21 protein-coding genes are annotated in these 24015 nt (G+C 68.6%); 6 read left to right on the plus strand and 15 right to left on the minus strand.

Translation table 11 applies throughout. The features are described from left to right. Positions 1-176 precede the first annotated feature (176 nt). From F3H10_RS14320 to F3H10_RS14335, 4 genes are all read right to left on the minus strand, one after another. Entirely contained in the window at positions 177-1175 is a 999-nt protein-coding gene (locus tag F3H10_RS14320) for a homoserine dehydrogenase (RefSeq protein ID WP_149785459.1), read from the minus strand. Next, positions 1172-1771, minus strand: coding sequence for an amino acid-binding protein (locus F3H10_RS14325; protein WP_149785460.1), 600 nt, complete (start codon positions 1769-1771; stop codon positions 1172-1174). The genes F3H10_RS14320 and F3H10_RS14325 overlap by 4 nt, the downstream gene beginning before the upstream one ends. A 216-nt stretch (positions 1772-1987) precedes the next feature. Continuing rightward, the gene (locus tag F3H10_RS14330) at positions 1988-2467 is read right to left on the minus strand and encodes a hypothetical protein (protein WP_149785461.1); all 480 of its coding nucleotides are present in this window, start codon (positions 2465-2467) and stop codon (positions 1988-1990) included. Positions 2468-2693: 226 nt separating this feature from the next. Further along, positions 2694-4883 (minus strand): elongation factor EF-2, encoded by a 2190-nt coding sequence (locus tag F3H10_RS14335; RefSeq protein ID WP_149785462.1) that lies wholly within the window; start codon positions 4881-4883, stop codon positions 2694-2696. 181 nt (positions 4884-5064) lie between these two features. Here F3H10_RS14335 and F3H10_RS14340 point away from each other — a divergent pair, with 181 nt between their 5' ends. Both F3H10_RS14340 and F3H10_RS14345 read left to right on the plus strand, forming a co-directional pair. Then, on the plus strand, positions 5065-5712 hold the full coding sequence (locus tag F3H10_RS14340; RefSeq protein WP_149785463.1) for a bifunctional 4-hydroxy-2-oxoglutarate aldolase/2-dehydro-3-deoxy-phosphogluconate aldolase: 648 nt from the start codon (positions 5065-5067) through the stop codon (positions 5710-5712). 111 nt (positions 5713-5823) lie between these two features. After that, complete coding sequence (locus F3H10_RS14345; protein WP_149785464.1) at positions 5824-6129, plus strand: putative quinol monooxygenase; 306 nt, start codon at positions 5824-5826, stop codon at positions 6127-6129. A gap of 235 nt (positions 6130-6364) precedes the next feature. Here F3H10_RS14345 and F3H10_RS14350 read toward each other — a convergent pair whose 3' ends face one another. From F3H10_RS14350 to F3H10_RS14400, 11 genes are all read right to left on the minus strand, one after another. Next, on the minus strand, positions 6365-9931 hold the full coding sequence (locus tag F3H10_RS14350) for a DNA polymerase II large subunit (protein ID WP_149785465.1): 3567 nt from the start codon (positions 9929-9931) through the stop codon (positions 6365-6367). A 34-nt stretch (positions 9932-9965) separates the two neighbouring features. Next, positions 9966-10385, minus strand: a complete 420-nt coding sequence (locus tag F3H10_RS14355) for a PPC domain-containing DNA-binding protein (protein ID WP_149785466.1) — start codon at positions 10383-10385, stop codon at positions 9966-9968. Between the two features lie 200 nt (positions 10386-10585). After that, positions 10586-10957 (minus strand): NifU family protein, encoded by a 372-nt coding sequence (locus tag F3H10_RS14360; protein ID WP_149785467.1) that lies wholly within the window; start codon positions 10955-10957, stop codon positions 10586-10588. 54 nt (positions 10958-11011) lie between these two features. After that, positions 11012-11338, minus strand: a complete 327-nt coding sequence (locus F3H10_RS14365; protein WP_149785468.1) for a DUF5783 family protein — start codon at positions 11336-11338, stop codon at positions 11012-11014. Positions 11339-11569: 231 nt separating this feature from the next. After that, entirely contained in the window at positions 11570-12997 is a 1428-nt protein-coding gene (gene lpdA, locus F3H10_RS14370; protein WP_149785469.1) for a dihydrolipoyl dehydrogenase, read from the minus strand. Further along, positions 12997-14742 (minus strand): 2-oxo acid dehydrogenase subunit E2, encoded by a 1746-nt coding sequence (locus F3H10_RS14375; protein ID WP_149785470.1) that lies wholly within the window; start codon positions 14740-14742, stop codon positions 12997-12999. The genes lpdA and F3H10_RS14375 overlap by 1 nt, the downstream gene beginning before the upstream one ends. After that, positions 14739-15731 carry an alpha-ketoacid dehydrogenase subunit beta gene (locus F3H10_RS14380; RefSeq protein ID WP_149785471.1) on the minus strand — a complete coding sequence of 331 codons (993 nt, stop codon included), beginning with the start codon at positions 15729-15731 and terminating at the stop codon, positions 14739-14741. The genes F3H10_RS14375 and F3H10_RS14380 overlap by 4 nt, the downstream gene beginning before the upstream one ends. Then, a complete protein-coding gene (pdhA, locus tag F3H10_RS14385; protein WP_149785472.1) occupies positions 15732-16835 on the minus strand; it encodes a pyruvate dehydrogenase (acetyl-transferring) E1 component subunit alpha in 1104 nt (367 codons plus the stop codon). Between the two features lie 274 nt (positions 16836-17109). Continuing rightward, positions 17110-17514 (minus strand): CopG family transcriptional regulator, encoded by a 405-nt coding sequence (locus F3H10_RS14390; RefSeq protein WP_149785473.1) that lies wholly within the window; start codon positions 17512-17514, stop codon positions 17110-17112. Positions 17515-17634: 120 nt separating this feature from the next. Further along, the gene (locus tag F3H10_RS14395; protein WP_149785474.1) at positions 17635-18282 is read right to left on the minus strand and encodes an RPA family protein; all 648 of its coding nucleotides are present in this window, start codon (positions 18280-18282) and stop codon (positions 17635-17637) included. Between the two features lies 1 nt (position 18283). After that, positions 18284-19210 (minus strand): replication factor A, encoded by a 927-nt coding sequence (locus F3H10_RS14400; RefSeq protein ID WP_149785475.1) that lies wholly within the window; start codon positions 19208-19210, stop codon positions 18284-18286. Positions 19211-19515: 305 nt separating this feature from the next. Here F3H10_RS14400 and F3H10_RS14405 point away from each other — a divergent pair, with 305 nt between their 5' ends. The 4 genes from F3H10_RS14405 to F3H10_RS14420 all read left to right on the plus strand — a co-directional run bounded on the left by F3H10_RS14405 (position 19516) and on the right by F3H10_RS14420 (position 24000). Continuing rightward, positions 19516-19818 (plus strand): DUF7091 family protein, encoded by a 303-nt coding sequence (locus F3H10_RS14405; protein ID WP_149785476.1) that lies wholly within the window; start codon positions 19516-19518, stop codon positions 19816-19818. Positions 19819-19861: 43 nt separating this feature from the next. Continuing rightward, a complete protein-coding gene (locus F3H10_RS14410; protein ID WP_149785477.1) occupies positions 19862-21112 on the plus strand; it encodes a hypothetical protein in 1251 nt (416 codons plus the stop codon). A gap of 99 nt (positions 21113-21211) precedes the next feature. Beyond that, positions 21212-23095 (plus strand): ABC transporter substrate-binding protein, encoded by a 1884-nt coding sequence (locus tag F3H10_RS14415; protein WP_149785478.1) that lies wholly within the window; start codon positions 21212-21214, stop codon positions 23093-23095. After that, positions 23092-24000 carry a phosphatase PAP2 family protein gene (locus F3H10_RS14420; protein ID WP_149785479.1) on the plus strand — a complete coding sequence of 303 codons (909 nt, stop codon included), beginning with the start codon at positions 23092-23094 and terminating at the stop codon, positions 23998-24000. Before F3H10_RS14415 ends, F3H10_RS14420 begins: the two co-directional genes overlap by 4 nt. The last annotated feature ends 15 nt before the right edge of the window (positions 24001-24015 follow it).

Genomic DNA, 24015 nt, shown 5'->3' on the forward strand with positions numbered 1-24015 from the left:
CCGCCGTCGGGTGATTCCCGTCACCGCGGGTCACGGCATCGCGACACACGGGCGGCTCGTGACGATCCTCCATCGTGGCGGCCGCCGCCGCCGGGACCGGGGAGAGAGGGCGGCTGAAGACGGAGACGGAGCGGGGACGGGGTGAGGATCGAGGCGGGACGGTGGCCGATCCGGGATCAGCCGAGTCGACCCACGTCGCCGAGGATCGCGCTCGCCGTCTCGGGGCCGCCCGCGCCGCGCCCCGAGATGTTGAGCCGACCCGCGTGCGTGGTCTCGATCTGGACGATGTTCTGCGTGCCCGAGACCGCGAGCGTCCCGTTCTCGTGGACGAGCCGCGGGGCGACGCGGACCGTCTCGCCCGTCGCCTCGCCGATCAGCCGGACGGTTCTGCCGTCCTCGGCGGCGAGCCGGAGGACGGACCCCGGCACGTCGCGGATCCCCTCGACCGACGCGTCCTCGAGCGAGAACTCCCGGGCGTCGGCCGGGTCGTCCGCCCCGCCGAAGGAGAGCACGTTCGCGAGGATGACGCACTTGAGCGCGGCGTCGGTCCCGTCGACGTCGAAGGACGGGTCCGCCTCCGCGACGCCGAGGTCCTGCGCCTCCGAGAGCACGTGGTCGTAGTCGAGCCCCTCCGCGGCCATGCGCGTGAGGATGAAGTTCGCGGTCCCGTTGAGCACGCCCCGTACCGCGGTGACGTGGCCCGGCTCGATGTCCTCGACCGTCGAGACCGCCGGGATCGCCCCGCCGACCGTCGCCTCGAAGCGCACGTCGCCGGCGCTGTCGGCGGCGAGCGCCTGGAGGTCGCCGTACCTCTCCGCGACCGGCCCCTTGTTCGCCAACACGACGTGGCGGTCCCGCTCGAGGGCGGTCCGAACGTGTGAGAAGCCCGGCTCGGCGTCGCCGAGCGTCGTGGGAGTGGCCTCGACGAGGACGTCGTAGTCGGCCGCGAGCGCGTCCGCCGGGTCGCCGTCGCCGACGATTCCGGTCTCCGCCTTGCGGGTCACGATCGCCTCGGCGTCGACGCCGAGTCCGTTCCCGGCGCTCGAATCGCTCGAGGCGTCAGCGACGACCGCGCTCGAGGAGTCCGCGACTGCGACGACCTCGTGGCCGTACTCGCCGGCCAACTCGACGACTGAGCGGCCGACCGCGCCCGCGCCGATCACGGCGAGCCTCACGCGTCCACCCCCGCGAGCGGCGCGACCACGCGCAACTCCTTCTCCTCGGCGATCCCGCGAACCGCCGCGATCGCCTCGCTCGTCTCGCCCGACCGTGCCTCCAACCGAAGCCGGGCGCTCGAGACCTCCTCGGTGCCCTGGGGGGCCGCGAGCGACACGTCGGCGACCGACGCCGACGCGGACGCCTCGATCCGCGAGAGCGTGTCCGAGAGGTCGGTGTCGATGAGGTGGCCGAACAGGACGAGAGTGATCTCCTCGGCGTACCGCTCCGTTCCCGCCTGCATCACCGCGATCCCCTCCTCGCGCAGCGCCTCGACTATCCCCTCGAAGCGTTCGGCCGTCGCCTCGAAGTCCACCTCGACCGGGATCCGGCCGCGCGGGGTCTTGTTCCCCCGCTCGTGGTAGATCGACAACAGGTTCCCGCCGTTGTTCGCGATCGGCTGGAGCGCCGCGAGCAGCTGTCCCGGCTCGTCGACGAGTTCGAGTCGAACCGTGTGCGTCGAGGGGGCGGGATCGTGGCCGCCGTCGGCCGCCGGGTCTGTCGAGTCCGCCGCGTCGGCCGCCTCCTCGGGCGCGCCGTCTCGAGTGTCGCTCACGCGATCACCCCCGCGGGGTTCGTGGAGACCGTCCGGCACGTCCCTGTCGGCGCGGAGCGGCCGCTTGCTTGCTCCGTATCGATGCGCCGAGCGGGAGTCGTGCCCGTCTGCATACCCGAAAGGAGTCGGCGGGATCGGTATAAGCCTTCGGCGATGGCAGTCGTTGCCTCCGTGTCGTGTGAACACGCTTGACGGTGCTTGATATACTGGGAAAACTCATCGAACTGCCTTCACCCGCGATACGAGCCGATCAACCGCTATCCCGGTGGGATATCCGATGAGTCCGAGAATAATGGCAAGCAAGAGACCGAATTGGACACCATATTCGATTCCGCCGATTACCTCGGCGTGCGCAGAGGTATACCCGTAGCCCATCATTCTCGGATGGTTGTATCTGGTTGCCCCTGCCCAGTTACCTGAAAGGTACCCGACGATCGGTGGGAAAACGAACCACCAGAAGCCGATAAGCCACAGCGAACCGATGGTCGGTATGAGACCAGCACCGATGAATCCCGCCACAGTAGCGATACCGAGCGCCAAGACGATCCAGCCGAGAGAAAGGCCGATATCCGTTCCGATCACGAAGCCACCGGAGGCGAGTAACAAGAGGACGATCACTAGTAATGGGAGGCGGCTCCTACCCGGGGATTCTCCGATGACGTGCGGCAAGACGCGGTGATCTTCGAGATCGGTCATTACTGTCGAGTCTATTTCTGTGTTCAATAGTCGTTTGGGAGATAACAGCGATCACTTCGCACTCTTCAGCGATCGGCTGTTTCAGACGGAAAACATCTGAAAACAACGTGACTGCGGAGCCGGGAGAACGAAACCGACCGGAAAGCGGGGAGAACGAAACCGACCGGAAAGCGGAGAGAACGAGGAGACGGGAAAAACGCGACCGCGACCGAATCGTCGCGTCAGTTCAGATGTAGTCGATCGAGCTGGGCAGTTCGAGCTTCATTCCCTTGCGCTCGCGGATCTCCATGATCTTCTCGCGCTGGAGGTTGTCGACGAGCACGCGGAAGCCGGCGTTCTCCGTGTTCCAGGAGGCGCGGCCCTCGGTGGCCGAGCGGATGTCGGAGGAGAACCCGATCATCTCCTCGACGGGCGCGATGCCCTCGACGACCATCAGGTCGCCCTCCTGGTACATGTCGTCGACGCGACCGCGACGACCCTGGATCTCGCCCGAGGCCGCGCCCATGTGTTCGCTGGGCACGTCGATCCGGACGTCCTGGATCGGCTCGAGCAGGCGGACCTCGCCGTCGATCAGCGCGCGGTGGACCGCGTCGCGGACGGCGGGGATGACCTGTGCGGGACCGCGGTGGATGGTGTCCTCGTGGAGCTTCGCGTCGTGGAGGCGGAACAGCGACCCCTGAACCGGCTCGGCGGCCAGCGGGCCGTCGTCGAGCGCCTCCTGAAGCCCCTCTAAGACGAGTTCCATCGTCTCGTTGAGGTGCTGGATACCTTTCGTGTCGTCGATGAGGATGTTGGTCCGGTGGATGTCCTCGACGTTCTGGGAGGTGTCCTTGTCCATGCCGGCCTCCTGAAGCGCCTCGCGGCGCTCCAGTTCGGGCATGTCCATGGAGACCTCGCCGAGCTGGATGGCGTCGACGATGTCCTGGGCCATCGGCTCGACCGTGAGGTAGAACTTGTTGTGGCGGTTCGGCGACTGCCCCTCGACCTCGCGGGACGCCTCCTGGGGCTGTTCACGGAAGACGACGATCGGTTCGCCGGTGATGACCGGGATGCCCTGGTTGTCGCGGATCCGCTGGGTGATCACTTCGAGGTGGAGCTCGCCCTGCCCGCTGATGAGGTGCTCGCCGGTGTCCTCGTTGATCTCGATCTGGATCGTCGGGTCCTCCTTGGCGACCTGCTGGAGCGTCTCGATGAGCTTCGGCAGGTCGTCCATGCTCTGGGCCTCGACGGACTTCGTGATGACCGGCTCGGAGATGTGCTCGATCGACTCGAACGGCGTCATCTCCACGGAGGAGACGGTCGAGCCGGCGATGGCGTCGCGCAGGCCGGTGACGGAGGCGATGTTCCCGGCGGGGACGTGCTCCACCTCCTCGCGTTCCGACCCCATGAAGAGGCCGACGCTCTGGATGCGGTTCTTGCCCGCGGTGCCGGAGACGTACAGCTCCTGCCCCTTCTCGAGGGTACCGGAGAAGACGCGACCCGTCGCGATCTCGCCCGCGTGCGGGTCCATCGAGATGTCGGTGACCATGAAGACGACCTCGCCGTCCTCGTCGACCAGCTGCATCCCCTCGGCCAGCGTGGAGTCCGGGTCGCCGCGCCAGATGCGCGGGACGCGGCGGGGCTGTGCGTCGACCGGGTTCGGGAAGTGCTCACAGACCATGTCGAGCACGACGGTCGACAGCGGCGTGCGCTCGTGGAGCTCGTCGCGCTTGTCGTTCTGTTCGAGCTCCATGATGTCGCCGAAGTCCATGCCGGTCCGCTGCATCGACGGCATCGAGACGCCCCACTTGTACAGCGCGGAGCCGAACCCGACCGTGCCGTCCTCGACGGAGACGGTCCAGTCCTCGGGGATGTCGTCCATGTTCTCGGCCATCCCGCGGATGAGCTCGTTCACGTCGGCGATGACGGAGAGCAGCCGTTCCTGCATCTCCTGGGGTCCCTCCTGAAGCTCGCTGATGAGGCGGTCGACCTTGTTGATGAACAGCGTCGGCTTCACGCCCTCGCGCAGCGCCTGCCGGAGCACGGTCTCCGTCTGGGGCATCGCGCCCTCGACGGCGTCGACGACCACGAGCGCGCCGTCGACCGCGCGCATAGCGCGGGTGACGTCGCCGCCGAAGTCGACGTGTCCCGGCGTGTCGATGAGGTTGATGAGGTGGTTGGTGTCCTCGTATTCGTGGGTCATCGAGACGTTCGCCGCGTCGATGGTGATCCCACGCTCCTGTTCGTCCTCCTTCGTGTCCATCGCGAGCTGCTCGCCCGCGGTGTCCTGGGAGATCATGCCGGCGCCGGCCAGCAGGTTGTCGGAGAGCGTCGTCTTCCCGTGATCGACGTGGGCGGCGATGGCGATGTTCCGGATGTGCTCCGGGTTGTCCATCAGCCGCTCACACTCTTGAACGATCTTCTTGCGTCGGCCCATTATACCGCGTGTTACCGACAGCAGGGTCAAAAGGGTAGTGTTTCTCCGCGGCCGTTTCGTGGAGGATCGGGGCCGATCCGCGCCGATTTCGTGTCGATCGCTCGCACGGTTCGACGCCCGTCACCCCGCGGTTCCGAGCCGCCCCGCACGGATTTAAGTGACCGGTCGGAAAGGGGGAGACATGAACGAGACGCTCTCGCGGATCGTCGACAGCGGCGTCGTCGCGGTGTTGCGCGGCGTGCCGGCCGATCAGCTCATCGGGATCGCCGAGGCGCTACACGCCGGCGGAGTCACCGCCGTCGAGATCACCGCCGACACGCCGGAGGTCGCCGACCTCATCGGCGACGTGGCCGGATCGTTCGACGACGACGAGGTCGTGGTCGGCACCGGTACCGTCCTCGATAGCGAGACCGCGAGAACCACCCTCATGGCCGGCGCGGAGTTCGTCGTCTCGCCGAGCCTCCACGAGGACGTCATCGAGACGTGTAACCGGTACGGGGCCGTGAGCGCGCCCGGGGTCATGACGCCGACGGAGGCGGTCCGCGGCTACGAGGCCGGCGCGGACTTCGTGAAGGTGTTCCCCGCGAAGACGGTCGGCCCCGCCCACGTCGGCGCGATGAAGGGGCCGCTCGGCCAGATCCCGATGATGCCGACTGGCGGCGTCGGCCCGGACAACGCCGCTGACTTCATCGACGCCGGCGCGTTCGCCGTCGGCGCCGGCGGCGCGCTCGTCGACTACGACGCGGCCGCGCGCGCGGACTACGAGGCGATCACGGAGACCGCCCGCGAGTTCACGCGGATCGTCGAGGAGGCGCGCGCGGACGAGTAGTCGGACCGAACGGGTACCCGGGCCGGACGAGTAGTCGGGTCGGAGGAGTCGCCCGGAACGTCATCCGCGACCGGAACGTTTTCCGAGCGGCCTTCGTAGCTTCGCCCGTCGATGATCGTGTTACACGCCGTGTTTCCGATCGCATCGGAGAGGCTCGACGAGGCGCTCGACCACGCGGAGACGCTCGTCGAGGAGTCGAACGAGGAGGACGGCACCATCGAGTACCGCGCGGCCACGGACGTCGAGGACGGGACGACTCTCCGGTTCTTCGAGCAGTACGAGGACGCGGCGGCGTTCGAGGCGCACACGGAGACCGACCACTTCAAAGCGTTCGAGGCCGCGCTTCCGGACCTGCTCGCCGGGGAACCGCGGGTGACGCGGTTCGAGGTCGACTCGGCGACGGAACTCGACCTGTGAGCCGGAGCGCGAGGTGACCGGTTCACCGGGCGGACCGTTTCTTACTCGCTGACGGTGCGGCGCACGGTGCCAAAGCCCCGGCCGAACCGCGACCACACCTCGCGCCTCCCCAGCCTCGTTGCTCGCGCTTTTCAAGCGCTCGCAACTCCCTCGCGCGCGACTCGCGGCTCCGCCGCTCGTTCCGCGCGCGCCGACCGTCTCACGGAGTCACGCTCACAGGGTCACGTTCACAGGATCACATGAAGTCCGCGATGCCGGACTGCTTGTTGGTGTCGTCCTCGAAGATCGACTCCAGCGAGTCGTCCAACACCTTCAGCCGCTGTTTGGTGTAGGGCCGGCAGCCGAACCGCTCCGCGACCTCGATCGCGGTGTCGACGTACTTGCTCACGGAGCCCTCGTGGACGGTGAGGTTCACCCGGCCGCCGCACTCCCGGCAGTCGCCGGAAAGCGGCATCCGGCGGTACTTCTCGCCGCAGTCGAGACACCGCGTCTCCTGGCGGGAGAAGGCCCGCAGGTTCCCGATGATGTCGGGCAGGAAGTGGTACTCGATGACGCGCTCCGCGACGTCCGTCTCGTCGACCGCCCGGACCTTCCGGGCGAGTTCCAACTGGGCGTCCATCTTCTCCATCATGTCGCCGAGCGTCTTGTACGCCGACAGGTCCGGCCCCATCGCGATGTCGGTCGTGTCGTGGGTGTGGTCGAACCCGCGGTACTCGTCGTCGGTCCCGAGCGTGTCCTCGCCGAGTCTGATCCGGTCCTCGACCGCCTCCGGGTCGGCCATCTCGCGGGTCGCCTCGTAGAACTCCAGCGGATAGCGTCGCACGACGTCCATGTTGTGCGCCTCGTCGTCGATCTCCGAGGGGTCGATCCGCGAAGACATCACGAGAGGCGCGTCCATCTTCCCGCCCCGCTGGTTCGGGAGAAAAGTTTTCGAAAAGTTGAGAAGACCGTCCATGAGAAGCATCACACAATCTTCGTCACCATCGCAGTTTCGACGCTTGGCGGCGTGAAAGTACGGATGAGCGTATCCTACCGCGGCCGAAGTGAATCCAATCACCCTCCCGACAGTTGCGGCGCTCGTGTGCGGGGCCATCCCGAAGACGAGCTCGCCGACGAGGTCGTCGCGCTCGTTCACCTCGTAGAAGCGGGGGAGGTCGTAGAACTGCGCGAGGAGGTCGTCGACGAAGTCCGCGGTCTTCAGCATGTGTTCGGCCGCCCCGTCCGAGAGCACCACGTCCTGTACCTTCAGCTCGACCAGCTGGTCGTCGTGCCGGAGCGGGTCGCCGTCGATGTCCGTCTCGTAACCCAGCTCCCGGAAGTGGTCGGCGGTGACGTCGAGCTCCTCCGGGCGGACCGACGTGACCGGGAGGTCGGTCATGTCGTACCGGACCGTCCCGTCCTTGAACGAGGTGACGCCGTTCTTCGCGCGGAGGATCCCCTTCTCGATGGCTTCAGGCGTCTTGTTCGTCGAGGTGAGCCCCTGAACCCCCTTCAGGATCTCGAAGGCGGACTCGCGCTCGCCGACGACCTCCATCGCCGAGCGGTAGGCGTCGTTGAGGTCGACCTCCTGATAGGTGGCCGCGGTCACCTCCCATTCACAGCGCGGACACTCGACGCGGCCGGCCTCGTCGGGCTCACAGACGGTCCCGCAGTCGCCGCACTCGTAGTGGGGCTCGGTGTGGGTGCCGCAGTCGGGACACGCCGATCGGTAGGTGTGGGTGCCGCAGTCGGGACACGCCCGGTCGGCGACCTCGAGTTCATGGTGGCCGCGTCGACCGCGGTCGTCCATCGTCGACGCGGCCTTCGCCACGTCGCGTTGGGGGCCGCCGGCCTCGTTGATCGGGAACAGCGTGTGGACCGCCGGCGAGAGGTCGCGGCTCTCCGACTTCTCCGGCCGGCCCATCCGGTTGCCGATCCGGACCGGCGCTCGCTCGCGGACCTCGAATGGCGCGACCGCGTCCACGGCCTTCACGGCGTTGTCGCCGCCGTCCCACTCGCGGGCCTCCCGCGGGAGGTCCGCCCCCTCCCACTCCCTCCGGAGCCCGTCGTCGACCCCGAGCGACCGCGCGAGCGGCCGCCACGTCGGGACCCGGAGCGCGTCGGGCGTGGCGGCGTGCTCGACGAGCAGGGTCTCGAGCGCGCGCGCGACTTCGTCCGTATGCTCGATCGCCAGCACGCCCTCGACGACCTCGCCGTCGGCGACGGCGGCCGCGAGCGTCTCGAAGGCGTCGACCGACACGTCGTGCCAGAGGTAGGTGTACTCGGGGTGGAGCGGGCAGTCGTAGGACTCCGCCCACTCCAGCGCCTCGGCGGGGTCCGGGTGTTCGAGGTCGACGTTGGGGTCGTCGTCGAGCGCCTGGACGTCGGCACCAGCCGCCTCGAACTCCTGGACCCACCACTCGTAGACGTACGACGCGGGCGCGAGCGGGTGGTTGTTCTCGACGAACTCGCCGTAGTTGACGAGGTACTCGCCCAGATCGAGGATCTCCTCCACGCCGTTGCGCACCGCGAGCGCCTCCTCGGGGTCGTCGATCCGCCGGACCTCGCCGTTCGCGAGCTTCACCGTCGGCCCCTCGATGGAGTCGACGGGGACGACGCCCGCGGCCTTCCCCGGACGCTCGGTCTTGATCTGCGTTCCGGTCGCCAGGAAGTCGTCCACGAGGTGCATCGTCGCCGGGTGGACGCCCGCGGTCGCGAACCCGTGGTTTCTCGCACGGCCGTATCTGAGCCTGAACCCGCCGTCCTCCGAGGGGTGCGTGAACACCGGTCGCCCGGCGATCAGGTCCCGCAGGAACTTCTGTGAGGGCTTCGGACGGAGCGGCCCGGCGGGGGCGGAATCGTCGTCGCCCTCGTCGCCGTTCGCGTCCCCGGCCTGCTCGTCCTCACCGTTCGCGTCGTCGGTCTCCCCGTCCCCGTCGTCTCCGTCGTTGCTCCCCCCTTCCTCGCCGTCGGCTCCGTCCTTCCCGATCGTCCCGTCGATGAGGTCCTGAAGCCACGGCCAGTCGACCTCGTCGAGGTCGCGGGTGTACCGCTGGATCTTCGGGGCCTTCAACGCGATCCCCTCCGCGGCGACGAGACACATCCCGCCGCGCGGGGAGTTGGTGTCGACCCGCTCGAGGTCGCGGAACCCCGAGACCTCCTCGTCGCCGGTCGCCTCCCCGTCGAGCATGATGGGGAGGTTCTCCGCGATGAACTTCGATTCCTTATCCTTCGGCGTGTACTGGAGCCCGGTCTCGCGGTCGTAGAGCGCGATCTCCTCGGCGTACCGCTCGACCTCCTCGGTCCGTGCGTGGTACTCGTCGATACCCAAGAGCGCCCGCGCGTAGTCGGCGACGAGGACCGAGAGCGCCTGTGCGGTCCCGCCCGCCGACCGGATCGGTCCGGCGTAGTAGACGTTGATGAACTCCGTGCCGTCGTCGTTCTGTAACAGCTCGACGCGGTCGATCCCCTCGATCGGCGCGGCGACGACGCCCTCGGTGAGCAGCGCGACGGCGGTCCTGACCGCGCCCTCGATCTTGCCGGCCCGGGAGTCGTAGTCGCCGACGGTCCCCTCGACGAAGTCGGTGACGAGCTCGAGGGCGGCCTCCTCGCGGGACATCTCGCCTTCGAGCTCGCGGACGCGCTCGGCGACGCCGTCGATCCCGAGGATGTTCTCGACGCGGTCGGCCATGTCGCGGGCGACCGGGATCTCGATCTCCGGCTCGGGGTCCTTTCCCTGCGCCTTCGCGGTCTCCGCGACCTCGAACGCCTCGTCGAGCCGCTCCTCGAGCCGGGCGAAGTAGCGCTCGTCGTCCGGTCTCATCGCCGCCGCCGGGTCGGAGCCCTCGGTCCCGAGATCAGAGCCATAGGTCCAGGTCGGTGACCGGGTCGTGTTCGCGCTCGAGCGGCTCCGCGAACGCCCGGAGGTGACACTCGCCGGCCCAGACGGTCGCCGAGTCGAGGTGGCCGGCGAGCGCCTGTCCGCTCGGTCGCGACACCACCGCGTGGGTGTGCGCGAAGACATCGTCCTCCAGAAGCGAGACGTTGCCGACGCAGGCGGCGACCTCGAGCGGCTCGTCGAAGGTCACCGAGCGATACTCCGTCTCCTCCTGGTCGTAGAACCAGACCTCCGCGTCCTGGACCGCGCCGAGCGCCGAGAACCACCCGGCGTCCACGCCCTCCTCGCGGGCGAGGTCCTCGATCTCCTCGCGCCAGTCGGCCCCCGTCTCGAACCGCGCGACGTACTCCGCCGTCGGTTCGACTTCGCGGTACTGCATAGGAACCGGTGACGGGCCACGGGACAAAAAGCCTTCAGTCGAGCGGAATCGGCGCGGAGAGCGTTTTGATATCGCGATATACGATTTATCGGCTTGCGAAAGAGGGATTGACCGTCGAACGAAGTGGCACGAGAAACGTCGACGCCGTCGGCTATCGTGCGGGAAAACGCGAGAAGAACCGGTCTAGAGGGGTATCGAACTCAGAAGGGGGCCTGCGGCCCCTCGTCGTCGTCGCCGTCGGTCGTCTCGCCGGGGAACGACGGGGACATCCCGCCGCCGGTGCCGCCGAGGTCGCCGTCCGCGCCCGCGCCCATCCCGGTGTCGGCGTGAACGGTCTCGATCTCGGGGATCTCCTTGACCATCCGGGACTTGATCGCCTGGATCGTCATCGGGGAGATGCCGCAGCCGGAACACGCGCCGCCGAGCTGGATCTGGACCTCGCCGGTCTCCCGGTCGAGGTGGCTGATCGCGGCGCTGCCGCCGTGCATCTGGATCTGCGGGAAGTTGCGCCGCAGGAAGTTGGTGACCCGCTCGCGAAGGTCGTTGTCCGCGTCGCTCGTTTCCGTGCTCATGCCTCCGAGTTGGTGGTCGGTCGGCTTATGCCTTTGGTTCGGGTGGATCGCCGGTCATTCGGGCGGTTCGACGCCGAGCGTCCGGTAGAGCTCCGTCTCGATCCGGTCGACGTACTCCTCGAGGGTGGCCTCGAACTTCTCGTCGTCGACGAGGACGCCCTGGAGTCGCTCGCGGGGGTTCTCGGGCAGTTGAACGCGGAACTTGCCGTCCTCGTACATCGGCTCGGACTCGTTGAGCACCATCTGGTCGATCCCGTGGACCAGCTCGGAGTCGTAGCGCTCGTTCATCTGGTTGAACGCGTTCTTGTACGCCCGCTGGAGCTCGGGGAAGTAGTGAGCGTACTTGTCCTCGAACTTCTCGGGGTCGAACTCGTCGGCCATATCGATGACGAGGGTTCGCCGGGGAAAAAGCCGGTCGATCCGCGGGAGCCGACCGTCGTACGGCACTCTCGTCGACGAACGTGCCGGCATGCGTCGGTTCGGCCGGCCCGGTTGCCCGAAGGTGAATAAATCACATAACGCGATATGAAATGTGATTCGCGTCGGACGACCAACATCGACCGCCGGCACGCGGAGGCGACGCTCACGGCGTCAGGAAGAAAGAGGACGGAACTACCGATTCAGCGTGTGGATCGCTTGGCCCTGCGCGTTCTCGGCGGCCTCCATCACGGCCTCCGAGAGCGTCGGGTGGGTGTGGACCGTCGCGGCGACGTCCTCGAGGGTGGCGCCGAGCTCGATGGCGAGTCCGACCTCCGCGATCAGTTCGGAGGCCTCGGGGCCGACGATCTGCGCGCCGAGGACGAACCCCTCGTCCGCGTCGGCGACGATCCGAACGAAGCCGTCGGTGTGGCCGGTCGTCAGCGCGCGGCCGGAGGCGCGGAAGGGCATCTCGCCGACCGCGACGTCGAAGCCGGCCTCCTCGGCGTCCGCCCCGGTCATCCCGACGGTCCCGATCTCGGGATCCGTGAAGACGGCGGCGGGGATCGCCTGCTGGTCGAGCGCCGCCGGCTCGCCGGCGATCGTCTCGGCGGCGACGATCCCCTCCTTCGAGGCGGCGTGCGCGAGCATCGGTTCGCCGGCGACGTCGCCCACGGCGTGGACGTGCTCGACGGCGCTCCGGGTCCGGTCGTCCGTCTCGATGAATCCTCGATCGTCGGTCTCGATCCCCGCCTTCTCGAGGTCGACCCCGCCGGTGACGGGTTCGCGACCGACCGCGACGAGGACCCTGTCGGCGGGGTAACTCGATTTCTCGCCGTCCTCGGTCTCCGTATGGACGAGGTGGCCGCCGTCTCCGGCCTCCGACCAGCCGGAGGCGCCCTCGCCGAAGTGGAACTCGATCCCGAGGTCCTCGGCGCGCTTGCGGACGACGCGCTTCACGTCGTCCTCGTAGGGGTCGAGGACGTCCTCGAGCATCTCCACGACCGTGACCTCGGCTCCGAGCTTCGCGTAGACGGTTGCCAGTTCCATCCCGATGTAGCCGCCGCCGACGACGACGAGGCGGTCGGGGACGCTCTCGGCCGCGAGGGCCGCCTCGGAGCTCCAGACGTGGTCCTCGGCGAAGGAGAAGCCGGGGATCTCCACCGGCCGGGAGCCGGTGGCGACGATCGCGTGCTCGAACTCGATCGACTCCGAGCCCCGTCCGTCGCCGCCGTGGGCGACGCGGACGGTGTGGTCGTCGACGAAGCTCGCGGTCCCCTCGACGAGGTTCACGCCGTTGGCCTTACACAGCTTCTCGACCCCGCCGGTGAGCCGGTCGACGACCCCCTGCTTCCACTCGATCATGCGCGTGAGGTCGACGGCCGGGTCGGCGTGGATCCCCATCTCCTCGGCGGTGCCCGCCTCGTGGGCGAGCCCGCTCGCCGTGATGAGCGCCTTCGAGGGGATACAGCCGCGGTTGAGACACGCCCCGCCGTAGGCGTCCTTCTCGACCAGCGTCGTGTCCAGTCCCTTCTGTGCGGCGCGGATGGCGGCGACGTAGCCGCCCGGCCCCGCGCCGATCACCAGTACCTCCGTTCCCGTCGAGATGTCTCCGACCACCATCACTCGTTCAACAACAGCAGCGGGTCTTCAAGGTGATCCATCACGGTATTCGCGAACCGGGCGGCGACCGCGCCGTCGACGACCCGGTGGTCTATCGACAGCGACAGCGGCAGCGTCGGGGCCGGAACGACCTCGTAGCCCTCCTCGTCGTCGCCGAAGAACTCGTCGTCGATCGCGGACCGCTCCCGCACGACGGGGCGTCTCTCGATCGCACCGAGTCCCAGGATGGCGGTCTCGGGGTAGTTGATGATCGGCGTCGCGTACTCGCCGCCGATCGCCCCGAAGTTGGTGAGCGTGAACGTGCCGCCGCGGAGCTCCGCGGGCGTGAGCGAGCGGTCGCGCGCCCGAGCGGCGAGGTCGGTCACCTCGGCGGCCAGCTCGAAGAGCCCCTTCTCGTCGACGTCCTCGACTACCGGGACCATCAGTCCCGCGTCGGTCGCCACCGCGACGCCGAAGTGGTACTCGTCCTTCAAGACGATCTCCTCGTTCTCCTCGCGCAGTTCGCTGTTGAGGATCGGGTACTCCCGTAACCCGGCGAGGACCGCCTTCATCACGAACGGCAGGTAGGTGAGGGACACTCCCTCCTCGGCCGCCTTGGGTTTCAGCCGATCGCGGGCCGCGACGAGCGCGTCGACCTCGGCGGTGTCGTGGTGCGTGACGTGTGGGGCCGTGAACTTCGACTCCTCCATGCGTTGGCCGATCGTCCGGCGGACGCCCCGGTACGGGATCGTCTCCCCGGGCGCGTCGGCCTCGTCCCCGGCAGCGACGGTATCCGGAGCGACGTCCGCAGCCGCGTCGTCGGCATCGGTCGACACCGTGGCCGCCGTCGACGTGGGCGCGTCGACCGAGGGGTCCGCGGGAGCCGGCTCGGACTCGACGCCCCCCGTGACCGTCGCGTCGGGTTCCGGCGACGCGTCGAGTTCCGGTGACGTGCCGGCCTCGACCGTCTCGACGTACGCGCGGACGCGTTCCTCGTCGACGAAGGCCTCGCCCTCGCGTGTCTCGTCGGTGGGTACCTCGTCGACGTCGACGCCGAGTTCGCGCGCGAGTTTCCGGGTCGCGGGCGTCGCGAGGGTCCGCTCTCGGTCGGCGGGGTCTGGCCCGGCTCCCGATTCCGCCATGGTCGTCGCGTCCGTCTCCTCCACGGAGCCACGCTTGCTCACCGCGGACTTCCGGTCGCCGGAGCCGACGTCGACCGGCTTCGGGGCCGGTGCGTCGGCCTCGTCGGCGCCCGAGTCTCCGGAGTCCCCGGAGTCCGCGTGCTCGCGTACGTCGCGTTCGGAGACCCGACCGCCGGAGCCACTCCCTTCGACGGCCCCGAGGTCGACCCCGAGTTCGCGAGCGAGGCGACGGACCGACGGCGGGGCGAACGTACGACCCGACGAGGTGTCCGGCTCGGCCTCGACGGAAGTCGGTTCGGCGTCGGCCGACCCCGCGCCGACCGAACCTGCGTCGGTCGGCTCTCCGTCAGCCGAGCCCGTGTCGGCCGACTCCTCGCCCGCCTCGTCGACGCGGAACGAGATGAGCACGTCGCCGACGGGAACGACGTCGCCCTCCTCGACGAACAGTTCCTCGACGATGCCGTCGTAGCTCGAGGGCACCTCGACGAGCGCCTTGTCGGTCTCGACCTCGGCGACGGGCTGATCCTCCTCGACGCGGTCGCCGGGCGCGACCAGCCACGAGACCAGTTCGCCCTCGGCGACTCCCTCGCCGACGTCCGGAAGTCGGAACTCCTCTATCGTCATGGGCTGAACCCCGCGACCTCCCTGATGCCCTCCTCGATACGCTTCGCGCTCGGGAGGTAGTAGTCCTCGAGCGCGTACAGCGGGTACGGCACGTCGAACCCGGTTATCCGCTCGATCGGGGCCTCTTGGTACAACAGCGCCTCCTCCTGGAGGATCGCCGTGATCTCCGCGGCGATCCCGGCCGTCCGCGGGGCCTCGTGGACCACGGCCGCGCGGCCGGTGCGTTCGAAGGCGTCGACGATCGCCTCCCGGTCGAGCGGCGAGATCGTCCGCAGGTCGAGCACCTCGCACTCGATCCCGTCCTCGGCGAGCGTCTCGGCCGCCTCGAGGGTCGGGCGGGTCATCGCGCCGTAGGTGAAGACGGCGACGTCGTCGCCCTCGCGTCTGGTCGCCGCCTCGCCGATCGGGACGGTGTAGGGCTCCTCGGGGACTTCCTCGCGGAACGCGCGGTAGATCAGCTTCGGCTCGAGGAAGATCACGGGGTCGGGGTCGCGGATCGACGCCGCGAGCAGTCCCTTCGTGTCGTAGGGGGTGGAGGGGGTCACGACCTTCAACCCGGCCTCGTGGGCGTAGAAGGCCTCCTTTGACTCCGAGTGGTGTTCGGGCGCGCGGATCCCGCCCCCGTAGGGGGCCCGGAGGGTCATCGGCAGCGTGAACCGCCCCCGCGAGCGGGCTCGAAACCGGGCCATGTGCGAGACGATCTGGTCGTAGCCGGGATACATGAACCCGGAGAACTGGATCTCCGGGACCGGCCGCATCCCCATGGCGGCCATCCCGACCGCGCAGCCGACGATGGCGGACTCCGCGAGCGGGGTGTCGACGACGCGGTCGCCGCCGAACTCGTCGTACAGCCCCTCGGTCGCGCGGAAGACGCCGCCGTTCCTCCCGACGTCCTGTCCCATCACGACGACGTCCTCGTCCTCGCGGAGCTCGGTGGAAAGCCCGTCCCGGACCGCCTGTACCAGCGTGAGGTTCTGCGTGTCGCTCATTTATTCACCCAGAAACGCCGCGTCGCCGTGTTCCTCGCGGAGGGTCTCGACCTCCGCGTACTGCGCTTCCAACTCGGACGGGAGCTCGGCGTAGGCGTGCTCGAACAGCGCCCGCGGCTCCGGGCGGGGAACCGACTCCGCCGTCTCGATGGCGTCGGCGACGCGCTTCTCGACCTCGGCTTCGATCGCGGCGACGCGGTCGTCGTCGAGGATCCCCTCCGAGCGGAGGTACCGCTCCAGCCGCGGGATCGGGTCCTTGCGCCGCCACTTCCGGACCTCGTCGTCGTCGCGGTAGACGGTCGGGTCGTCGGCAGTGGTGTGCGCGCCGAAGCGGTACTGTATCGCCTCGATCAGCGTCGGTCGGAGCCGGCCCTCCGGCGGGTCTCGCGCCTTCTCGACGGCCGCCTCCGTGACTTTGTACACCGCGAGCGGGTCCATTCCGTCGACCTGGAGGCCGTCGAAGCCGTACGCCTCCGCCTTCTGTGCCAGCGTCGCGCTCCTCGTCTGTCGCTCGCGCGGCACGGAGATCGCCCACCCGTTGTTGTTACAGAAGAACACCGTGGGGGTATCGAAGACGCCCGCGAAGTTACACCCCTCATGGAAGTCGCCCTCGCTCGTCGCGCCGTCGCCGAAGTAACAGACGAAGACGTCGTTCTCGCCCCGGAGCTTCGACGCCCACGCGCCCCCGACGGCGTGCGGCACCTGCGAGGCGATCGGCACCGCGATCGGGAACGCTCTGACGTCCTCAGGCGGTTTCGCACCGTCACCGTGGCCCATCCAGTAGAGCAGCGTCTTTTCGGGGGGAAGTCCCCGAACGAACGCGGCACCGTGCTCGCGGTAGGAGGGGACGATCCAGTCGGTCTCGCCGAGCGCGGTCGCCGACCCGACCTGTGCGCCCTCCTGTCCGGACAGCGGCGGGTACGTCCCCATCCGTCCCTGTCTCTGGAGACTCACCGCCCGCTCGTCGAAGTGCCGGGCCAGCCGCATGTCGCGATAGATCCCGACCAGTTCGGCCTCGTCGAGGTCGGGCACGTCGCCGACGACCGTGCCGTCCTCGTCGAGGACGCGGACCGGGTCGTCGTACGCCCTGTCGAACACGCTCACGGTCGGAGCCACCCCTTCATGTCAGTACAGTCCGACGCCCGGGTAATATCCTTTTCGTCGGTCGGTTTATAATGGACAGAAATCGGCAGGTAGTGCGAATATACATCTAGCATACTGCTCTATAACCAATGATTCGTAAACCATACGCCGCGAGAGCGGCAATCCTTTCGTCGAATCCCCGAGTTCGGCGAACATACTGAACAAACGTGATGGTTGGGGGGATCCGTCCGCGTAGCGACTGGAGACGGGGGAGAAGGTTCGGTCGGAGGGATCGCTACCCGAGCCGGAAGGAGGGCTCGTCCGGCTCGCCGTCGAGGTCCTCCAGTTGGATCACGTCCTCGTCCTCGTCCTCGAGCTGCTCGCGGAGGTAGTTGACGTAGCGTTTGTGCTCCTCGAGCTGCTCGCGGAGGTGGTCGGCCTCGAGCTCCAGGCGTTCGTGCTCCCGGACGAAGCTCTTGGGAACCTCGATCTTCGGGGGGAACGACTCGTCGCTGTCGCCCATGCTCTCGAGCTCCGCCTCGGGGATGACGCGGACCTGTCCGTCGTGGGCAACGAGCGTATCCACGTAATCCCGGAAGACGGCCGAAAGCGAGATGTCCCGCTCCTCGGCGATGTCCCGGAGGGTCTCGAAGGCGTCCTCGTTGACGCGGAACGAGATCGTTTTGTTCTTGTTGCCCATCACCGTCCGATCGTCACGCGGACCACTTAAGCGTTTGTCAGACGGTCTCAGGCGTCCGTTGGCGTCGTTTCCGGGAGCCGAAACGTCGACGCGGCGTCGGATCTCGGTCGCCGTGGACCGTCAGATCCCGGCCGCGTCGGGCGCTTCCGCGTCGTCGGCCTCGGCGTCGTCGGCGCCGGCCTCGGGATCGAGCTCGTCGGTCTCGTCGAGGTCCTCGAGGGCCGCCAGCGCCGCGGCCTTGTACGTCTCGGGGTCGAGCTCGTACTCGTCGCGGGCCATCCGCGCGTACTCGTTCCCCTCGTCGTCGAAGGCGGCCACGCGCGCGATCGTCCGGTTCGCGGTCTCGGCGACCCAGCGGTCGCGGACGGTCGCGTCGACCTCCGTGATCGACTCGGGGCGGACCGAGACGCGGACCGTCCCGTCGTCGGTCTCGTACGTCCGGGGCTTTCCGACGACCGCGACGTACGCGGGCGGCTCGAGGTCCCGGAGCTTCGAGGCGGCCTCTGGCTGGTACTGCCCGGCGTAGACGAAGAACGTCCCGGTGGGGTCGACGACCCGGCCCCGCCAGTACTCGCTGTCCTCGCCGACGTCCTCCTTCTCGGTGAGGGTACCGACGAAGAAGACGCGGTTGGCGGACTCGCCCGTCGGCAACAGCAGGTAGACGGGCGCGCGCTCGTCGTCGGACTCCTTGAACGTGTAGCCGGCGTCGTTGAACTCGCTCGCGAAGACGCGCCGGGCGACCTCTCGGGTGGGGGTTGACTGGCTCATTTCAGATCGACCTCGCTTCGATCAGCGCGCTCTCGACGTCGACGGCACCGGGTTCCTCCATCTCGTCGACCAGGACGTACCGGCCGAACGTCGGCCCGGTGACGCGGTAGTAGCGGCCGAGGACGTCCTCGGCCATCTCCTCGGCGACGACGGTCGTGTCGAGCGCGTCCATCGCCATGTCCTTGGCCTCCTCGAGGCCCATCCCGGTGAGCTCCTCGGTGGCCTCGCGGTCGAAGATGACCTCGGTGACGGTCTCGCCGTCGTCGAGGACGCCCTTGATCCGGAGGTCGAACTCGCCCTCGACCTGGCCGTGCTCGGAACACCGCCCGTTCTGGAGGACGCGGGTACAGTCCTCCTCGGGACAGCGCTTGATCAGCCCGGAGCCGGACTGGATGTCGACGAGCGCGCCCTCGACGGTCTCGGCGTTGTCGCCGACCTCGATCTCCTCGTCGATCTCCGTGATCCCTGTCGTGCGGTTGAGCTTCACCGAGTAGCTCCCCTCGTACTCGTCGGTGACGACGTTCGAGAGCTCGTAGGACGCCCCCTCCTCCAGTTCGGGGAGGTCGGAGGTCTCGAAGGCGACGAACTTGATCGTGCCCGACTCGTCGCCGACGAGCCCGACCTGCGAGATCGAGTCGCTTCGGGGCTCCCAGAGGTCGACCAGCTTCACGCGCAGGTCGACCCACTGCTCGTCCTCGTCGATGTCGTTCACTTGAACTCGTTCCGTCCCGCCGCGGCCGAGCTCGTCGCGCTCCATCCCGGCGTCGTCGAGGTAGCTGTTAGTGACGCTCCGGCGCGCCTCCTCGAGCGGCACGCGGTACTCGTTGACGAGGTTCTCCAGCCGCTCTTCGATCTCGTCGGGACCCACCTCGAGGTGGTCCGAGAACTGTTCCGCTATCGCTTCCGCTTCCTGTCGCAGTTCGCTCATGGGTGTCTCGCCTCCGGTCGTGTTTCAATGGGAGGCGTACGACGGTTGGTTCCTCATGCTATTAAAACGCGTGTGACCGCGGTGAAAGTGACCGCGCGACCGGCGTCGATCGGCCGTCATCCGGCGGTTATCGGTCGGTTTTCGACCGGGAGTCAGACAACCGTCAGACGCACGTCAGCCACGCGCGGGCTCCGTTTCGAGTGGAACGCTCACACGGGTCGCGTTCACGGACGACGGTCGAGCCGTGGATAGTGGTGGGCTGCGGGCGGCAACGGACCTATACTCCGGGCGGCCGAAGCCGGGGTATGGACGACCGGCTCGAACGGGTGATCCGCCAGCAGCTCCGGAAGGCCGGCCGGCAGTTCGAGGAGGCCAAGAAGGCGTACGCGGAGGGTCGGGGGGACCCCGACGGCGAGAACGCGGGCGCGGAGCTGTACGACCTGCCGACCGACGACGACGGCCGAGCGCGGATCGTCTGTCGACGGCACGCCGAGCGGCGGGCGGTCACCGTCGACGCCGAGGGCCGCCCGGACTGTTTCGAGTCGGGTCACGCCGACTGCGAGGGCTGTGCCGAGGACGTCCGGGACGGCTACGTCGAGACGTGGTGACCGGCGGGGGAGCTTTTATTCCTCCGTCGCGTGCGGGAGTGACATGCAACGGAAGACGGCCGCGGTCGCCCTGCTCCTCGTCGTCGGGGCGGGGCTGGTCCTCTCGGGGGTCCTCGGCGGGACCGCCCAGCAGCCGGGGCCCGGTGAAGTCCCCGAGGAGTCCCTGATCGCGGTCGAGGGCGACCACGAGCTGTGGCCGTACACGAGCCGACGCCGGTCGGTGTACGGACAGACGCTCGCGATCAACGTCGTGTTCCTGAACGACGCCGAGACGGTCGAGCGGGCGCTCACCGCGGATCCGGAGACGGACTGGCAGGAGACGAACGCCTCGGAGGAGACGGACGAGTTCGGGCAGGGATACGGCGGCGACGACGGGGCGGATCGAGTCTCGGAGACCCGCGACGGCAACGGGTCGGACCCCGTACGGGACATCGTCGAGGGCAACTGGGAGACCGCCACCGGGTCCGACCGGTACTCCTACTTCAGGGGACCCGACGGCGGCGTGTGGAAGGGCGTCACCTTCGAGGTCCACGACGGGACGTACCTCGGGACGCGCGACCACGTTCGGGCGTACGAGTCCCCCGACGGCGAGTACACCGCGGTACAGGTCCACGAGGAGTACTACGACTGGTTCCGCCTGCGTCACACCGTCCCGAGCATCGACGAGCCGGCCACCCGGCTGGAGGACGAGTTCATCGACAACCCCACCGCCGCGGTGGTGAGCCGGGAGTACCGCGGGATCGACGGCGGCTGGAGCGACGGGTGGCTGTCGGTGATCGAACTCACGCTCCTGCTCCCGACGGTCGGAGCGCTCCTCAGCCGGCGAACCCGCGAGGCGGTCGCGGAGACGGCGAGGCGGCTACGCCGGGAGGCCGACCGCCACGCGAGCGACGTGGTCCTCGCCGTCGCACTCGCGGGGGTGTTCGTTTCGATCCGGCACGCGGGAGTCGCCCTGGAGGTCGCGTATCCCACCCTCCCGCCGAAGGCGATCGCCGCGCCGCTGTACCTCGTCATCGCCGTCGGGCTGCCCGCGCTCGTCGTCTCCGGGACCGAACGGTCGGACCCGACCGCCGCGTTCCTCGCCGTCGTGCTGGGGCTCGGTGCCGGATTCGTCCTCGATTTCGCCGCGCTCGGCGTGGCGGTACCGCCCGGACTGATCGTTCACCGCGTGGCGGTCCTCGCCGCGCTCGGACTGGTCGCCGTGGGTCGGGCCACGACCGACCGTTCGGTTCTCGTCGCCGGCGCGCTCGCGTGGGTCCTCGGACTGGCGCTCCCGCTCGCGGACGTGATCTGAGGTGGCTCGAACCGCCACCGGAACGGGACGCCGGCCGACGGATCGCGCGGGACGGCACCATAGAACTGATATAGTTCCGGAGACGAATCCGGCTGGAGAATGACGCGACGGATCAGTCGGCGCGGCGCGCTCGCGGGGATCGGTCTCGCGGTCGGGAGCGCCGGCTGTGCCGGGCGGGCCCGGAACATCGCCGGCCGCGAGGGCTCCTCACAGCTCGTGTTGGAGATCCGGACCACGCCGGCCGACGAGGACCCGAACGGTATCCGGATCGCGCGGGCGCTCGCGGAGAACCTGGACGCGGTCGGGATCGACGCGCGGGTCGAGACGATGAACGGGACCGACCTCCACCGGACGGTACTCCTCAACCACGACTTCGACGTGTACGTCGGCCAGTACACCGAGGTGCTCCCGTTCGATCCCGACGTGCTCTACGGGCTCACTCACTCGCGGTTCACCGCCGAGGCGGGGTGGCAGAACCCGTTCGGATTCACCGACCTCGACGTCGACGAGCTCCTCGAGAAGCAACGGGCCGCGGGCGGCCCCGATCGGTCCGAGGTCGTCTCGGAGCTCCAGCGGTCGGTGTGTGAAAAACAGCCGTTCACCGTCGTCGCGTTCCCGGACGCGCTCGCGGCGGCGCGAACGGACCGGTTCGTCGGCTGGGAGACGGGACCGCCGATCTCGGCGAGCGGGCTACTCGGCATGGACTACGTCGACGAGGGGACGGAGGACGACGGCGAGCCGGTCACCCTCCGTCTCGCGACCACCGACGGACGCATCTCCGTGAACCGGAACCCGATCGCGGCGGAGTATCGCCGGTACGGGACGTTCATGTCGATGCTGTACGACCGGCTCGCGATCGCCGACGACGGGACCTCGGTCCCGTGGCTCGCCCGCGGGTGGGAGTGGCTCGGGCCGGAAACGCTCGAACTCGAACTGCGGGAGTCGACGTGGCACGACGGCGAGCCGTTGACCGCGGCGGACGTCGCGTTCACGTACGCCTTCCTCCGGGACACCTCGATGGGGAACGCGGAGACGCCGGTTCCGGCCCCGCAGTTCCGCGGACGCGGGTCGATCGTGGAGTCGGCGCTCCCCGTCGACGACTCGACCGTCCGACTGGTCGTCGACGAGACCGACGAGGCCGTGGCCGAGCGGGCGCTTCAGGTCCCGATACTGCCGAAACACGTCTGGAGCGAGCGGGCCGAACCGGCGACCGTCGGCGGCTTCGAGTTCGACATCGAGACCACGGAGGCGCTCGTCACGGCCAACGAGAAGCCCGTCGGGAGCGGCCCGGTACGGTTCGTCGAATCGACCCCCGGCGAGCGGGTCGTCTTCGAGCGAAACCCCGACCACTTCCTCGCTCGCGACGGATCGGCCGACGCCGAGAGCGTCGATGACGGTGTGAGTGCCGAGGACGCAGGGAGCGACGGGGACCGGACCGACTCGACGGCCGAGACCGGGGGCGGGAGATCGCTCCCGGAACGGTTCCTGGGGAAGCCGGCGTTCGACCGGCTCGAGGTCGCGGTCGTCGGATCGGACGTCGAGGCGGTACAGTGGGTCGCGGACGGGTACGCCGACGGGACGGCCTCGAACCTCGGGCCCGACTCCGTTCCACGGATCGGTCGCGAGAGCGACACCCGTCTCGTGAGCACGCGGTCGGCCGCGTTCTACTACGTGGGGTACAACGCGCGACGCGCGCCGCTCTCGAACCCGCGGTTCCGCGGGATCGTCGCGTCGCTTCTGGACAAGGCGACGGTCGTCGACGACGCGTTCGCCGGGTACGCTCGGCCCGCGAGTTCCCCGCTCGCCGCCTCGACCGAGTGGGTTCCCGATGACCTCGAATGGGACGCCGACCGCGACGCGGACCCCGTACACCCGTTCCGCGGGGAGGACGGATCGGTCGACGTGGCGGAAGCGCGCGAGGCGTTGCGGGAGATCGGTTACCGGTTCGACGAGTCCGACAGGCTGCTCGCACGGGATCAATGAATCCGCTCCTGCCGGTCGTCACGAGCGTCCTGTTCTGGGTGGCCGCGATGTGTCTCGTTGCGGGGGTCGCCATCGTCGGCCCGCGGCGGCTGTACGGGGTGGGCGGGAACCTCGTCCCGTATCTGCGCGAGTCGCGTCGGGAGGTCGCCGTCCTGCTCGTCGTGCTCGTCGTGAGCGGGGTCGGTCGGCCCGCGCTCCAGTCGGTCTCGGAGGTGTTCGGCCTGCGGCTGACCGGTGCCATCCTCGCGCTCGAGGGCGACTTCGTCGCGTGGCTTCAGGGGAACTTCCAGAGCCCACGGCTGACGCTGTACTTCTCGTCGATCTACGTGTTCGGGTACGCGTTCCTGCTCGTGTTCCCGTTCATCGCGTACGCGGCGCTCCCGAGGTCGACGACCCTGAAGCGGCTGATCGTGGCGTACACGCTCAACTACGCGCTCGGGCTCGTGTTGTACACCGTCGTGTTGGCGTACGGTCCGCGAAACGTGATGCCCGACGCCGTGACCTCGCTTCTGTACACGTTCAACCCGAACTTCCAGACGCTCACCGGGGAGGTGAACGTCGAGACGAACGTGTTCCCTTCGCTTCACACCTCACTGTCCGTGACGGTCGCGACCTTCGCCGCGCTCACCCGCGAGGAGTATCCCGCGTGGACGCCGATCGCCTGGTGGATCGCCGGCTCAGTGGTCGTCTCGACGATGTACCTCGGGATCCACTGGCTCACGGACGTGGTCTTCGGGACCGCGCTCGCGCTCGGCTGCGTGTACGCCGCCTACCGGTACGTGGACCCGGACGAGGAGGACGGATCCGACGGCACGGAACCGGACGACGGGGAATCCGATGACGGGGAATCCGACGACGCGGAACCCGACGAAACGGAACCCGAAAGCTGGGAGACGAACGCCTGACCGCGACGGACGGAG

Source organism: Halorubrum aquaticum (assembly GCF_900113615.1).
Taxonomy (GTDB): Archaea; Halobacteriota; Halobacteria; order Halobacteriales; family Haloferacaceae; genus Halorubrum; species Halorubrum aquaticum.